This window comes from Buttiauxella sp. BIGb0471, from assembly GCF_024807715.1.
In the GTDB taxonomy this organism is placed as follows: Bacteria; Pseudomonadota; Gammaproteobacteria; order Enterobacterales; family Enterobacteriaceae; genus Buttiauxella; species Buttiauxella agrestis.
The window spans coordinates 654,155-667,636 of sequence record NZ_JANUEU010000001.1 but is presented as its reverse complement, the minus strand read 5'-3'; the positions used below and the strand labels follow the sequence as shown (position 1 = coordinate 667,636).

General features: G+C 49.4%; 14 protein-coding genes and 3 tRNA genes. 1 reads left to right on the top strand and 16 read right to left on the bottom strand.

The window, feature by feature from the left end:
* Positions 1 to 134: 134 nt before the first annotated feature.
* From M2371_RS03130 to uvrY, 9 genes are all read right to left on the bottom strand, one after another.
* On the bottom strand, positions 135 to 719 hold the full coding sequence (locus M2371_RS03130; RefSeq protein WP_172893824.1) for a UPF0149 family protein: 585 nt from the start codon (positions 717 to 719) through the stop codon (positions 135 to 137).
* 164 nt (positions 720 to 883) lie between these two features.
* The gene (murP, locus tag M2371_RS03125; RefSeq protein WP_259266861.1) at positions 884 to 2,326 is read right to left on the bottom strand and encodes a PTS N-acetylmuramic acid transporter subunit IIBC; all 1,443 of its coding nucleotides are present in this window, start codon (positions 2,324 to 2,326) and stop codon (positions 884 to 886) included.
* Positions 2,326 to 3,237: an N-acetylmuramic acid 6-phosphate etherase gene (murQ, locus tag M2371_RS03120; protein WP_259266860.1), complete on the bottom strand. Its 912-nt coding sequence runs from the start codon at positions 3,235 to 3,237 to the stop codon at positions 2,326 to 2,328. The genes murP and murQ overlap by 1 nt, the downstream gene beginning before the upstream one ends.
* Before the next feature lie 316 nt (positions 3,238 to 3,553).
* Positions 3,554 to 3,640: transfer RNA gene (locus tag M2371_RS03115), tRNA-Leu, on the bottom strand.
* A gap of 12 nt (positions 3,641 to 3,652) precedes the next feature.
* Positions 3,653 to 3,726: transfer RNA gene (locus M2371_RS03110), tRNA-Cys, on the bottom strand.
* 49 nt (positions 3,727 to 3,775) lie between these two features.
* Positions 3,776 to 3,851, bottom strand: a tRNA-Gly gene (locus M2371_RS03105).
* A gap of 158 nt (positions 3,852 to 4,009) precedes the next feature.
* Positions 4,010 to 4,558, bottom strand: a complete 549-nt coding sequence (gene pgsA, locus M2371_RS03100) for a CDP-diacylglycerol--glycerol-3-phosphate 3-phosphatidyltransferase (RefSeq protein WP_034496190.1) — start codon at positions 4,556 to 4,558, stop codon at positions 4,010 to 4,012.
* Between the two features lie 57 nt (positions 4,559 to 4,615).
* The gene (gene uvrC / locus M2371_RS03095) at positions 4,616 to 6,448 is read right to left on the bottom strand and encodes an excinuclease ABC subunit UvrC (RefSeq protein WP_259266859.1); all 1,833 of its coding nucleotides are present in this window, start codon (positions 6,446 to 6,448) and stop codon (positions 4,616 to 4,618) included.
* The gene (uvrY, locus tag M2371_RS03090) at positions 6,441 to 7,100 is read right to left on the bottom strand and encodes a UvrY/SirA/GacA family response regulator transcription factor (RefSeq protein WP_034496195.1); all 660 of its coding nucleotides are present in this window, start codon (positions 7,098 to 7,100) and stop codon (positions 6,441 to 6,443) included. The genes uvrC and uvrY overlap by 8 nt, the downstream gene beginning before the upstream one ends.
* Before the next feature lie 422 nt (positions 7,101 to 7,522).
* Here uvrY and M2371_RS03085 point away from each other — a divergent pair, with 422 nt between their 5' ends.
* A complete protein-coding gene (locus M2371_RS03085; RefSeq protein WP_034496197.1) occupies positions 7,523 to 7,747 on the top strand; it encodes a DUF2594 family protein in 225 nt (74 codons plus the stop codon).
* Positions 7,748 to 7,820: 73 nt separating this feature from the next.
* Here M2371_RS03085 and sdiA read toward each other — a convergent pair whose 3' ends face one another.
* From sdiA to M2371_RS03050, 7 genes are all read right to left on the bottom strand, one after another.
* On the bottom strand, positions 7,821 to 8,543 hold the full coding sequence (gene sdiA, locus M2371_RS03080) for a transcriptional regulator SdiA (RefSeq protein WP_172893819.1): 723 nt from the start codon (positions 8,541 to 8,543) through the stop codon (positions 7,821 to 7,823).
* A gap of 116 nt (positions 8,544 to 8,659) precedes the next feature.
* Positions 8,660 to 9,412 carry an L-cystine ABC transporter ATP-binding protein TcyN gene (tcyN, locus tag M2371_RS03075; protein WP_034496202.1) on the bottom strand — a complete coding sequence of 251 codons (753 nt, stop codon included), beginning with the start codon at positions 9,410 to 9,412 and terminating at the stop codon, positions 8,660 to 8,662.
* Complete coding sequence (tcyL, locus tag M2371_RS03070) at positions 9,409 to 10,077, bottom strand: cystine ABC transporter permease (protein ID WP_034496204.1); 669 nt, start codon at positions 10,075 to 10,077, stop codon at positions 9,409 to 9,411. The genes tcyN and tcyL overlap by 4 nt, the downstream gene beginning before the upstream one ends.
* Before the next feature lie 22 nt (positions 10,078 to 10,099).
* Complete coding sequence (gene dcyD, locus M2371_RS03065) at positions 10,100 to 11,086, bottom strand: D-cysteine desulfhydrase (RefSeq protein ID WP_259266858.1); 987 nt, start codon at positions 11,084 to 11,086, stop codon at positions 10,100 to 10,102.
* A 124-nt stretch (positions 11,087 to 11,210) separates the two neighbouring features.
* Complete coding sequence (gene tcyJ, locus M2371_RS03060; RefSeq protein WP_172893817.1) at positions 11,211 to 12,011, bottom strand: cystine ABC transporter substrate-binding protein; 801 nt, start codon at positions 12,009 to 12,011, stop codon at positions 11,211 to 11,213.
* An 85-nt stretch (positions 12,012 to 12,096) separates the two neighbouring features.
* Positions 12,097 to 12,648, bottom strand: coding sequence for a flagella biosynthesis regulatory protein FliZ (gene fliZ, locus M2371_RS03055; protein ID WP_259266857.1), 552 nt, complete (start codon positions 12,646 to 12,648; stop codon positions 12,097 to 12,099).
* A gap of 37 nt (positions 12,649 to 12,685) precedes the next feature.
* Positions 12,686 to 13,405: an RNA polymerase sigma factor FliA gene (locus M2371_RS03050; RefSeq protein WP_259266856.1), complete on the bottom strand. Its 720-nt coding sequence runs from the start codon at positions 13,403 to 13,405 to the stop codon at positions 12,686 to 12,688.
* Positions 13,406 to 13,482 lie beyond the last annotated feature (77 nt).

Sequence of the window (13,482 nt, the reverse complement as noted above, 5' to 3'; positions counted from 1 at the left end):
AGCGAGAGCAACATTTAGCCCTGCTTTTTTAATTTATGTCGCAAGAGAAGGAAGGTGCAGAAGATATGCTGGTAAACCAGGCAGCGCACTAGATCGCAGCCTGATTGTTCAGAACAAATATTTCGCAGTTGTGATTAATGTAACGTTTTGGACTCAGCATCACGCTGTTCTTGCCAGTAATGATAAAGCTGTAATGCCGCAGGCCCAATTTCTGCCTGACTGGCTTCATATTCTTCTTCGGTCATTTTTTCCAGCGTGGTAATGCTCTCTTCATTGCCGTGAAGTGCAATGACATCGAGCATTTTTTGTTGTGCTGCTGGCAATGCTGCACGCTCAACTAGCGTTAAACCGCGCATATAACCAAAACACCACTCTTCAACGATGGTGTAGTCTTTGCCGTCCATTTCGCGATAGCCGAAAAGGGGTTCAAACTGGTCTGGAGCATCTCGTAAACGCTCTGCAATATCATTCATATGTTGCAGTGCGAGTGAGTTAAAACGATTCATTTCTTCTTCAGACTCCCAGTTCGGGAGTTGATCTTCCCCACCCCAGAGCGCTAATTGCCACTGAGCTGCCGGAAGCACGGTTGGAGCAGAAAGTATCGCGGTGAGCATACCGTCCAGTTCGGAGACATCCAGCACAGAATCATCGTTGCCGTATTGAGTCAGCGTGTCATCCAGCCATTCCAGTTCTTCTTCGTTTAGAGGCCCGTGATTCATAATATTTACTCCTGAGATTATTCGATTTTCTGGCCGGGTTAGCGGAATGGGTGAATGATGTCAGTAAAGAGGATTTTCAGGCAATATAAATCCGGCTTACACCGGTAATAAAAGTGGGCAAACGGCAATATGAGTTGAAGGGGGGAAGCCGCCTGCCCATGATCTTAAGCTAGATCAACATCTTTATGGCCAAAGAACCAGGTCAGAATAAAACCGCTGGCGTACGAGATAACTATCCCGACCGCATACACACCCATACCGGCATAAATTCCCTCATGCGATGTCATCAACGGCAGTGAGACCAGTCCTGAAGGACCGAACACGGTATTTAAACCGACTGGCAGACCCAACCATGCCACCAGACCAATGAAGAAACCGCCGCAAGCACCACCGAGACAGGCGGTCACAAAAGGCTTCACACGAGGCAGCGTAACCGCATAAATCAAGGGTTCACCCACCCCCAATAGACCCGGAATAATGGCACCTTTGACCTGAATACGCGTGGCAGAATCTTTCGCCGAGCGGAAGTAAAGAGCGAGTGCCGCACCGACTTGCCCACCACCTGCCATCGCCAGAATGGGGAACAAAGAGTTGAAGCCCTGAACATCCATTAACGCGAAATAGACCGGGATAAATCCCTGATGAACCCCAAACACCACGGCAATCAAGAATAATCCAGCCAGAATAGCGCAACCAAACGGGTTACCGTTCAGGTGTAAAAATAACCATGACATCCCTTTAAACAGCTCGCCACCAAACGGCATGATGACGGTAAATGTCAGCGCGCCGGTGATGAGCAGCGTCAACAATGAAGTGAGGATCATATCGAGGTTATCAGGAATAATTTTGCGCACCTGGCGTTCAATCCACGCGCCCAAAATGGCGGCAATCAACACGCCAATAATATTCCCGCGCGGGTCGATGCCCATACCAAAGAAATTATCGATGCCGGAAAAGTACCCGACTGTCGCGTTCGGGGAATAGCCCAACAGGAATAAAGAAGCAATTATCGCCCCGTTGACCCCAGAGCCACCAAATGCTTTCTGTGCGTTGTAACCAATCAATATAGGTAAGAAGGTGAATAACCCTTTACCGAATATTTTCATATAACCGACGATATGAACGATTGTCGCATTCTTTTCAGCTGCACCTGCCAGCAGGCTTTGTTCGATTAATGTGGCGAACCCAAGCAACATGCCCGCCGCGATAAAACCCGGAATGAGCGGCGTAAAAATGGTGGCAAACTTAGCGAGAAACTGATGCACCACGCTGGTCTGTTTCGCCTTCATTTTTTGTTTGTTGTCACTGGTTACCGAACGCAGATCCGCGGGTTCTGCAGAATCATCAGCCTGCGAATTAATCATCAGGTTCATCATTTCTGCGGCGGTTTGCGCTTTCCCTGGACCCAGAATAATTTGCAGTTGGTCGTCGGTATTAATTACGCCCAAAACTCCCGGGAGCGCTTTCAATTTGTCATGTTCAATTAACTGGTCGTTGTTCAGCGTCAAACGCAAACGCGTCATACAGTTTCCGCAGTTCTGAACATTATTTTTATTGCCGACCAGGTGCAGAATTGATGCAATCAGCTGTTCCGTGATTTTGGCCATTATTCACTCGTCCTGTTGGCTAATGCTTTGCGAATAAATCCATTGCTCTCATTGAGAAGTTGATTTGCTTCTGTCGCACTGAGATTTCCCAGGACCATTACAATCGCTGTTTTGCAGTGCCCGTTGCAGCTGCGTAGCGCATCGGAAGCGGTTGGTTGGTCGCAATCCGTCGCCTGCATCACGATATTAATCTGGCGTTGAACCAGCTTCTGGTTTGTGGCCTCGACATCAACCATCAGGTTTCCGTAAACCTTACCGCTGCGAATCATCGCGCCAGTGGTCAGCATATTGAGCACCAGTTTTTGAGCTGTGCCTGCTTTCATACGAGACGATCCTGTCACCACTTCAGCCCCGACTACTGGCGTAATGGCGATATCCGCTATTTGTGTGATTTCGCTGCCAGCGTTGCAGGTCAATGCCACGGTTGTTGCGCCAAGACTTTTGGCATAATTCAGCGCCGCAACCACATATGGCGTGCGCCCACTTGCCGCAATTCCCACCAGCACGTCAGAAGCATTGAACTGAATGTTTTTGAGGTCATCTACGCCCATCGCCAGGTTGTCTTCCGCATTTTCAACGGCCTGCAAAATGGCCTGATGTCCACCGGCTATCAGCGCGACAACCTGCTCTCGTGGTGTGCCATAAGTCGGAGGGCATTCACTGGCATCAAGGATACCCAGGCGGCCAGACGTCCCCGCGCCACTGTAAATTAAGCGCCCCCCTTTCTGGAAAGCCCCAACAATCGCGTCAACGGCTTGAGTAATGGCCGGGATGGTCTTTTCTACAGCCAGAGCGACCTTTTGATCTTCTTTATTGATGACTCTCAACATCTCCTCGGTCGAAAGCATGTCGATGTTTTCACTATCAGTGTTGCGGCCTTCGGTAGTCAGGGCAGATAAATCAATTTTCATCAGTGTCTCGCAGTGGATTGTTAACATGACTTGCTGTGGCGTAAAGGTTCAATGATGAGAACCTCACAGATAAAGGAATAATTAATTATTACAAATAATTTTAAAAGGAATAATTTATTCTTTCATGATGGAATGTGACGGTAGTCATATTCTTGAGGATCAGCGGAGCGGGAGGTAGCCAAAACGGATGAAGAAAAGGTGTATGGAGTCGACCTGAGGAGAAATGACAGAAAGGCGAATTTCAGGCAATAAAAAACCACCCGAAGGTGGTTTTCACGACACTGCTTTATCATTGATTTTATAGCTTTTATTCCCATGGTGCCCGGGGCGGGACTTGAACCCGCACAGCGCGAACGCCGAGGGATTTTAAATCCCTTGTGTCTACCGATTTCACCACCCGGGCTCGGGAAGAAAGTGGAGGCGCGTTCCGGAGTCGAACCGGACTAGACGGATTTGCAATCCGCTACATAACCGCTTTGCTAACGCGCCAAAACTTTTTACCTTTGCAGGCTGTAACAGAATTTCTGCTACATAAATTTGGAGCGGGAAACGAGACTCGAACTCGCGACCCCGACCTTGGCAAGGTCGTGCTCTACCAACTGAGCTATTCCCGCAAAATCTTTTGATGAAGCTTTACGCTAATCATTTGATTTTACTATCTTCTGGCAAGCTGTGCTGCCGTTCGATGCGTTGCATTCTACTTAGATGGCGCGGTGAGTCAATGAAATTTTCCACCACCGCGTTCCGTTTGCTGAAATTTGCACCGGACCGATCACGGTTCGAGCAAATCGCCCCTTGCAGCGGCCAAATATTGGAACATTGACCAGAAAGTTAATACCGCAGCAATGAAGAACAAACCGATACCGGTGTACTCGATCCACATATTTGGACGCCAGAGCATTCCGATCAGCGCCAGCATTTGCGCCATGGTCTTGGCTTTGCCAATCCAGGAAACCGCCACACTGCTGCGTTTGCCGATTTCCGCCATCCATTCACGTAACGCAGAAATAATGATTTCACGAGCGATCATGGTCGCCGCAGGCAGCGTGACCCACCATGCGTGATAGTGCTGAACCACCAGCACCAGCGCGACAACGACCATGACTTTATCCGCTACCGGGTCCAGGAAGGCCCCAAAACGCGTGCTTTGGTTCCAGCGGCGGGCCAGAAAACCATCGAACCAATCAGTGATAGCGGCAAACCAGAAGATAAACGCGCATAGGAATGGCGCCCAACTAAACGGCAGATAAAATGCCAGCACAAAGAATGGGATAAGGACGATACGAAACAGAGTAAGCAATGTTGGGATATTAAATTGCATAGTGCTGGTTAACTGTCTGTCGTAAGTGGAAATTGTCTCTATGTTGCTACAGAGGCCTTAATGTTTCAACGAGTAGAAGATCTTTTCTGCCAACGCTTGCGAGATACCTGGCACTTTTGCAATTTCTTCTACGGATGCATTCTTTAATGGTTGCAATCCCCCCATATATTTCAACAACATCTGGCGACGTTTCGGACCAACGCCTTCAATAGTCTCCAGCGCACTGGTATTTTTTACTTTCGCGCGTTTTTTACGATGCCCGGAAATCGCGTGGTCATGGGATTCATCACGGATATGCTGGATGACATGGAGCGCCGGGGAATCTGGCGGCAGCGAAAAGCCCTCGCCTTCCGGTTCAAAGAACAATGTCTCAAGGCCAGCTTTACGGTCAACGCCCTTCGCCACGCCCAGCAGCAGAGGATGATTTTTATCCCACGACACGTCCAGCTCCGCGAATACCTTTTTCGCCTGCCCTAATTGCCCTTTACCGCCATCAATAAGAATGACGTCTGGCACTTTGCTTTCGTCAATGGCCTTACCATAACGGCGGCGCAGAACTTGATTCATCGCCGCGTAATCATCGCCAGGTGTGATCCCTTCGATGTTGTAGCGACGATATTCAGCGCGTAGTGGACCATTGGCATCAAAAACCACGCAGGAAGCGATGGTCTGCTCACCCATCGTGTGGCTGATGTCAAAACACTCCATTCTTTTAATGGCCGGTATTTCCAGCACGCTGGCTAAGGCCGCCAGACGTTGATGTATCGTAGACTGCTGCGCCAGTCGGGTCACCAAAGCCGTTGCGGCGTTGGTACGGGCGAGTTTCAGGTAACGTGCACGATCGCCCCGAGGCTTGGTTTGCACGTTAATTCGCCGCCCGGCTAACTCAGTCAGGGAGTCAGAAAGCAATGTTTTATCCGGCAAGTTGAAATCGAGCAGAATTTCAGAAGGCAATGTGCGCATCGCGCTGCCTTGCAAATAGAACTGCCCCACAAACGTTTCAACGACTTCCGCAATCTCCGTGCCATTTGGCACCTTTGGGAAGTAACTGCGGCTGCCCAACACTTTACCCTGACGGATAAAGAGAACATGTACGCACGCCATGCCCGCATCGAAGGAGACGCCAATCACATCCAGGTCGTCGCCAGTGTTTGAAACAAACTGTTTTTCCGTGACGCGACGTACAGCCTGAATCTGGTCACGAATTCTCGCGGCCTCTTCAAACTCAAGATTTTTGCTCGCCTGCTCCATGCGCTCAATCAGTTGATTCAGAACCTGGTCGTCCTTTCCGGAAAGGAATAAGCGCACATATTCAACTTGTTGAGCGTAATCCTCTTCGCTGACCAAACCTGCCACACACGGACCCAGGCAACGCCCAATCTGGTATTGCAGGCAAGGACGCGAGCGGTTGCGATAGACGTTGTTCTCGCACTGGCGAATGGGGAAGATTTTTTGTAGCAACGCCAGCGTTTCACGCACGGCATAGCCATTCGGGAAAGGCCCGAAATATTCGCCTTTCGCGTGTTTCGCTCCACGGTGCATAGCAAGCCGCGGATGTGTATCACCGCTGAGGAAAATAAAAGGATAGGATTTATCATCACGCAGCAGCACGTTATAGCGCGGCTGATAAAGCTTGATGTAGTTGTGTTCGAGCAGCAGCGCTTCTGTTTCGGTATGAGTCACCGTCACATCAATATGTTGGATTAATGCCACCAGAGCTTCGGTTTTACGGCTGGCAAGATTGCTCCTGAAGTAGCTCGACAGGCGCTTTTTTAGATCTTTGGCTTTACCAACATAAATGACCGTTTCGCTGGCGTCATACATGCGATAGACGCCAGGTTGGCTGGTGACAGTTTTGAGAAAAGCGCGTGGGTCAAAAATTTCACTCACTACTGATTAACGTCTCCGCACTAAATAAACCATGACGAATTGCAAGGTGTGTCAGCTCAACATCGCCACTGATATTCAGTTTACTAAACATGCGGTAACGGTAACTGTTGACCGTTTTCGGGCTGAGATTAAGCTGCTCTGAGATTTCATTGACCTTCTGGCCTTTGGTGATCATCAGCATAATCTGTAATTCGCGCTCAGACAAACTGGCAAACGGGGTATCCGTTTTCTCCGGTTCAATCTGGCTTAATGCCATCTGCTGAGCAATGTCGGACGCGATGTACCGCTGGCCGGCGTTAACCGAACGAATCGCGTTCACAACATCCTGCGGCGCAGCACCTTTACTTAAATAACCGGAGGCACCTGCTTGCATGACTTTTGCTGGCAGCGGGTTTTCGGTGTGAATCGTCAACATAATCACTTTGATATCATTTGAATATCGCGCGATTTTACGTGTTGCTTCAAGACCACCCATTCCTGGCATATTCATGTCCATCAGGACAACATCAACCGGATGACTACGGCACCACTTAACGGCATCCTCACCGCAATTTGCTTCACCTGATATCTTGATCCCTTTGATATCTTCAAGAATGCGTCGTATCCCTGCGCGCACCAGTTCGTGGTCATCAACAAGAAGTACGTTGATCAAAGGGGAACTCTCCAGAAAAGGGATTACGCTGCTAAAATTACCGGGACATATTAACGGGTTTTTCGGCAACTTTAAAATCTAAAAGCAGATTTTAAGAATTCAAACTGCTTTTGGAAATTTAATTGTACAGTGGAAACTGTACACACCTGCTGTTTAATTCATACAGCCAAATAATAAAAATGCTTTTCATATTAAAAAAAACGATAACCCATAATAATTTAAAGTATTTTTAATGTTGATAAATGCACTGCTTTTTAACTATTAATAAACATCTTTAAAACAATTCAACGGCATCGTACAGATAGCAATCTGCGCTATACGCTTAAGCACTAATAAAATGGTTTATGAGTGTGCTATACTCCGCCGCCTTACGAAGCCGTTACACTAAATGACGGTGTACCAACCGAGACCGAGGAACACAAATGAGCACTCCTGATTTTTCCACTGCAGATAACAGTAGTGAACTGGCTATTGAAGTCACCTGCCTGAAAGCCATGCTGACTCAGATGCTTAAAGCCATGGGCCAAGCCGATGCAGGCAAGGTTATCATCAAAATGGAAAAGCAAATTGCTCAAATGGAAGACTCGTCCCATGCAGAGGTGTTTGGTAACACTGTTAAGCAAATTAAACAGGCTTACCGTCAGTAATCTCTGCACAATGGCTGGATGAGTTCTTATTCTCCAGCCGTTTTGTTAGCACCACCCTCTCAATTCCTTTACTTCAAATTATCCCAATCGCTGCGGCGTAACAGGCAATTTGCGTTTTATTAGGCGCATTAAACTTCTTCTGCATATTTTTCTGGTGAAAATTCACGGTATTTTCTGATATCGACAAAATAATCGCGATCTCAGCAGATGTTTTCCCTTCGCCCGTCCACTGCAATATTTCCCGCTCACGCTTACTGAGTTTCAATGTTACGGCGTCCATTGTTGAATCATTAAGACGGGTTAATGTCATCAGGCTTAATTCACCCAAATATTGCAGACGCATTTGCAGGAGATCATCGGCTAATATTTTGCCTTTATTAGCGGTGCGTGAAACAGACAAAAATCCCAACGCACGATTCGGCGACATCACACACTGACTGATGCCGCGCCGCAGACCATGATCCCTCGCCGCATCCCAGAATTCCTGCGTATCGCCAAAAAGCGCATCGTCCCATGGCAGATTACCGCGCATGAAATTTTCAGGACGCAACACCGGGTCAATCGCGAAATAATTAGCAGCATGATAGTGATCAAGCCAGCTTTGCGGATACGACGACCTGAGCGACGTTTTAGGGCGGGTAAAAGGCACCGGGTGGCGAATACACAGAGAGAAATAATCAAATTCCATCAATTCTGTTTGCTGATGGAGAATTTTTGTTATTTCATCCGCCTCGGTAACCGACTGGAAGATATTAAGTACATCCTGTCGCCAGCGAAAAAAGTTGTGATCATCCATTATGTCTGGCGTTTCTCCTGACACTTAAATCATTCTCGAAAGTTATGTTTAACGCTATCACATTTATCAAAATTATTAATGTATTTTAATGTTGGCCCCGAACAGGGCCAACAAGATTACTGCGTGAGGAATTTTTCGAGAAATTGCTGAGTACGCGGCTGTTTAGGATTAGCAAACAGTTCGCGGGCTGGACCCTGCTCAACGATGCGCCCTTGATCCATAAAAATTGCGCGGTCTGCCACATCACGCGCAAAGCTCATTTCGTGGGTCACAATCACCATCGTGCGTTTTTCTTCGGCCAACTGGCGAATGGTGCTTAACACTTCGCCCACCAGCTCCGGATCAAGCGCAGAAGTCGGTTCATCAAACAGAATCACTTCCGGACGCATCGCCAGCGCACGAGCAATCGCCACGCGCTGCTGTTGACCGCCAGACAAGCGACGAGGGTAGCTGGTTTCTTTACCGCTCAACCCGACTTTTGCCAACAATTCGCGCGCTCGCGCAATCGCCTCTTCTTTCGGCTCACCTTTTACAATCACCGGCCCTTCAATGATATTTTCAATCACCGTCCGATGAGGGAAAAGATTAAAACTCTGGAACACGAAACCGACGTGCTGGCGTAATTCGCGCACGCGATTTTTCTGTTTACTAAGCGATTGTGCGGCATCAATCGTAATCTCGCCGACTTTAATGGTTCCGGACTCCGGCTGTTCCAGCAAATTAATACAGCGCAGTAGTGTGGTTTTACCCGAACCGCTCGGCCCGATAATCGCCACCACTTCCCCGGCTTTTACTTCCAGATCGATCCCGTGCAGCACCGTCTGCCCATGGAATTTTTTGACCAGTTGTTTTACGTCGATGGCGCTCATTTTGGATCCCTGTCCTGGCGATTAAGTTGATTTTCAAAGTAGTTTTGCAACGTGGAAAGCACCGTTGCCATCACCCAGTAAATCAATGAAGCCGCGAGATACATGGTAAATACCTCAAGCGTACGCGAAGTGATCAGCTGCGCCTGGCGGAACAGTTCAGGAACCTGAATGGTCGCTGCCAGCGAAGTATCTTTCACCAGGCTAATAAAGCTATTACTCAGCGGAGGCAATGCCACCCGCGCCGCCTGCGGTAAAATTGCCCGGCGCAGCGTTTGCCAGGGCGTCATCCCGATACTCGCCGCCGCTTCCCACTGCCCTTTCTCGATTGACGAAATCGCCGCACGCAAGGTTTCAGAAGCATAAGCCGCCGTATTCAGAGACAAACCAATCATGGCTGCCGGGATGGGATCCAGTTCGATACCAAACTGCGGCAGACCGTAATAAATCATAAACAGCTGGGCGATTAATGGCGTACCGCGGAAGATCGACACGTAAAAACGTGATAACCACGAAAACGGCCAGAATGGCGACAGACGCATCAGCGCCAGTAAAAAGCCGAGAATCAGCCCAAAGAACATGCCGCCGATGCTCAGTTGCAGCGTAAACACCGCACCTTTGAGCAGGAATGGCGCTGAGTCCAGCACCAGTTGAATACTTTCTTGCATAGATACCCTGTTTTCTTATGACTTAGACGTGCGGGTGGTAGGCGAACAACGCGGGTGCCCCACCGGTATGAATAAAGATGATTGGACCGTCGTCTTTAAAACGCTCTCGCGCCACACCATCAATTAAACCCGCCATGGCTTTGCCGGTATAGACCGGGTCGAGCAAAATCCCTTCCAGACGAGCCAGTAATTTGATGGCCTCAAGTCCTTCTTCGTTAGGCGTGCCGTAACCCGGGGCGAAATAGTCATCCCAAAGCACGATCGGATTATTTGCGCTGACACTCAGAGACTGCGCAACGGCATGCTGTAACACTTCCACTTTCGGCAACTGTTGGGCGATAGAGCGTGAAACGGTAACGCCGATTAAATCAACATCAGGCATCACTTGCTCAAGCCCTACAGCCAACCCGGCATGCGTACCCGCGCTACCTGATGCGACCACAACAGACGACACATTCACCGCACCTTCACACTGCTGCGCGATTTCCAGCGCGCTTTCCACATAACCCAAAGCACCCAGGGCGTTAGAACCGCCTACCGGAATCACATACGGGCGAAACCCCTGCGCTTCAAGGCGCACAGCGATCTCTTCCAGTTGGCTATCCGGCGAATGCAGCGCATCACACATTTCGATTTCGGCATCAAACAAATCGAGCATCAAACGGTTGCCGTTAGTAAGGTAGTTTTCAGCCTGGGTACCAATCGGGTTTTCCAGCAAAGCGACACATTTCAGGCCGAGTTTTGCGGCAACGGCCGCAGTCTGGCGAACGTGGTTCGACTGAATAGCTCCAGCCGTAACCAGGGTATCCGCACCTTCGCGCAACGCGTCAGCCGCCAGGAACTCAAGCTTACGCAGCTTATTACCGCCCATAGCCATTGGCGTGGTGTCGTCACGTTTAATATAAATTTCTCGCCCGAGGTAATCGGAAAAACGCGGCAGATATTCGAGAGGCGTCGGTGCGCCGATAAATTCCAGACGCGGAAAGCGCGTCAGATTGTGCAGTGACATGAGCAACTCCATTACACTTTGAATAAAATCCAGATTTATTCATTATGCACCAGCCGGGCAAAATGCCCGCAAATACAAATAAAAAAGGTGCTGAAATCAGCACCTTTTTTCAGGTTTTGAGAAATTATTTGGTGACGTCAGCGCCAAACCACTTCTCAGAAAGTTTGGCTAAAGAGCCGTCTTTCTGCATCTCGGCGATACCTTTGTTAATCGCTTCAACCAGGTCTTCGTTGCCTTTACGCACGGCGACACCGGCTTCCTGACGCGAGAACGCATTACCCGCTACGGCCAGGGTGTCTTTGGTTTTCTTCACCAGATCCAGCGCTGCCAAGCGGTCAACCAGAATGGCATCGATACGGCCTACGCGCAGATCCTGATATTTAGTCGGGTCATCATCATAAGTGCGGATATCAACGCCCTGCACATTGGCACGCAACCACTCTTCGTAGTTAGTCCCAAGGCCCACGCCGACTTTTTTGCCTTTCAGCGAATCCGGCCCGGTAATGCTGCCTTCATTGCCCTTTTTCACCAGCGCCTGAATACCGGAAACGGTGTACGGCGTGGAGAAATCATATTTTTTCTTACGTTCGTCAGAAATGGTGACCTGGTTAATCACCACGTCGATGCGTTTGGAGTCCAGCGAAGCCAGCATACCGTCCCATTTGGTCGGTTTGAGCGCGGCTTTCACGCCCAGGTGTTGTGCCAGTTGCTCGGCAAACTCCACTTCAAAGCCGGTCAGCTTGCCATCGTCACCCTGGAAGCTAAACGGAGGATAAGTTCCTTCCAGCCCAACCAACAGCGTGCCGCGCTCTTTCACTTTATTAAGTAAATTTTCTGCCGCAAAAGTTTTTACGCTCGCACCCGCGACCATTGCCACTGCCAGTACGCCCATCAGCGCCTGACGCCCTACCATTGCAAATTTCATAGTCACCCCGAAGATTGATAATTTGGTTGTATTGTAGCGACTTAATATAATCAATCAAAAACACTACGCTACAACTTATGCCATTTTAATATATATCAGAAGTTGATTTATTTTCCTGGTATTGGGCACGGGTATTTTGGTTCAGGGTTTGAAACTGCCCGTACTTGCGCAGCGCAATGCGGTAGTTATTGGTGCTGGTTGTCGGCAACCACGGTTCAAGCGAGTCGTCGAAATAACCTTTAGCGGAGGAAGGAGCGGGAATATTCTGCGAGGCCAGATGATTTCCGAGACGGCGCAGCCGCACCACATATTCGCGAATGGTGCCGTGGCTCATCTCAGTCTGGTCAAAAAGATATTCTTTAAAACCGATGATATCGAAATAGTGCTGCTGCTCTTTGCAGTACAAATCACCACAAAAACGGCACAACGCCGCCCATGACTGACGCTCAACCTGCCAGCCATTTTCATCAATTAGGGTATCGAGTTGTGCGATTGCCGTTTTGCTGACAATTTCACCACGGCGCGTAAGCGTGATGCGGTCGAGCAATTTTGCGCACTGCGCACAATGTGTTTGCGTGTGTTTAAAGTCTTTCAAGAAGCGGCTTAATGGCCGTTTTTTTAATTGCTGCACCGTCATGATGTGATCCCGGTCGTCTTATAATATGCGGCACTCCCTACAGCTTTCCGAGCTTAGTGCGTAAGCGTTTAATCGCCTGGCTGTGCAACTGACTGACGCGCGACTCCCCCACTTCCAGCACCGCGCCGATCTCTTTGAGATTCAGCTCTTCCTGGTAGTAAAGGGTCAGCACCATTTTTTCACGATCGGGCAGCGCCTCAATGGCGTCCATCACGCGTTGGCGTAAATTCCCCTCCAACAATTGTTGCAGCGGGTTCGCCTGCTGATGCTCTTCAGTAATCAGTTCGATACTATCGCCATGCTCTTCACGCCACTCGTCATAGGAGAAGAGTTGGCTGTTGTTGGTGTCGAGCAACATCTGACGGTATTCGTTGAGCGGGATATCCAGCCGGTCTGCCACTTCTGTTTCAGTCGCATTACGGCCCAGCTCTTGCTCCAGTTGACCAATTGCCTGCGCAACGCCGCGGGCGTTACGCCTGACGCTGCGGGGCACCCAGTCACGGCTGCGCAACTCATCAAGCATCGCCCCACGGATGCGCTGCACCGCGTAGGTAGTAAATGCCGTTCCTTGCAGGGCATCATAACGGTCCACTGCGTTTAACAACCCGATGCCGCCCGCCTGTAGCAGGTCGTCAAGCTCCACACTCGCGGGCAGGCGTACCTGCAGGCGCAATGCTTCGTGACGCACCAATGGTACATAACGCTGCCACAGCGAGTGTTTATCCATCACACCTTCAGCGGTATACAGTGAATTCACGATAAACAGCCCTGCGTTAGTTGAGTTATCGGCATGATTATCCGTTTCTGGAGGGTTTTTAATCGCAAGAATAGTGG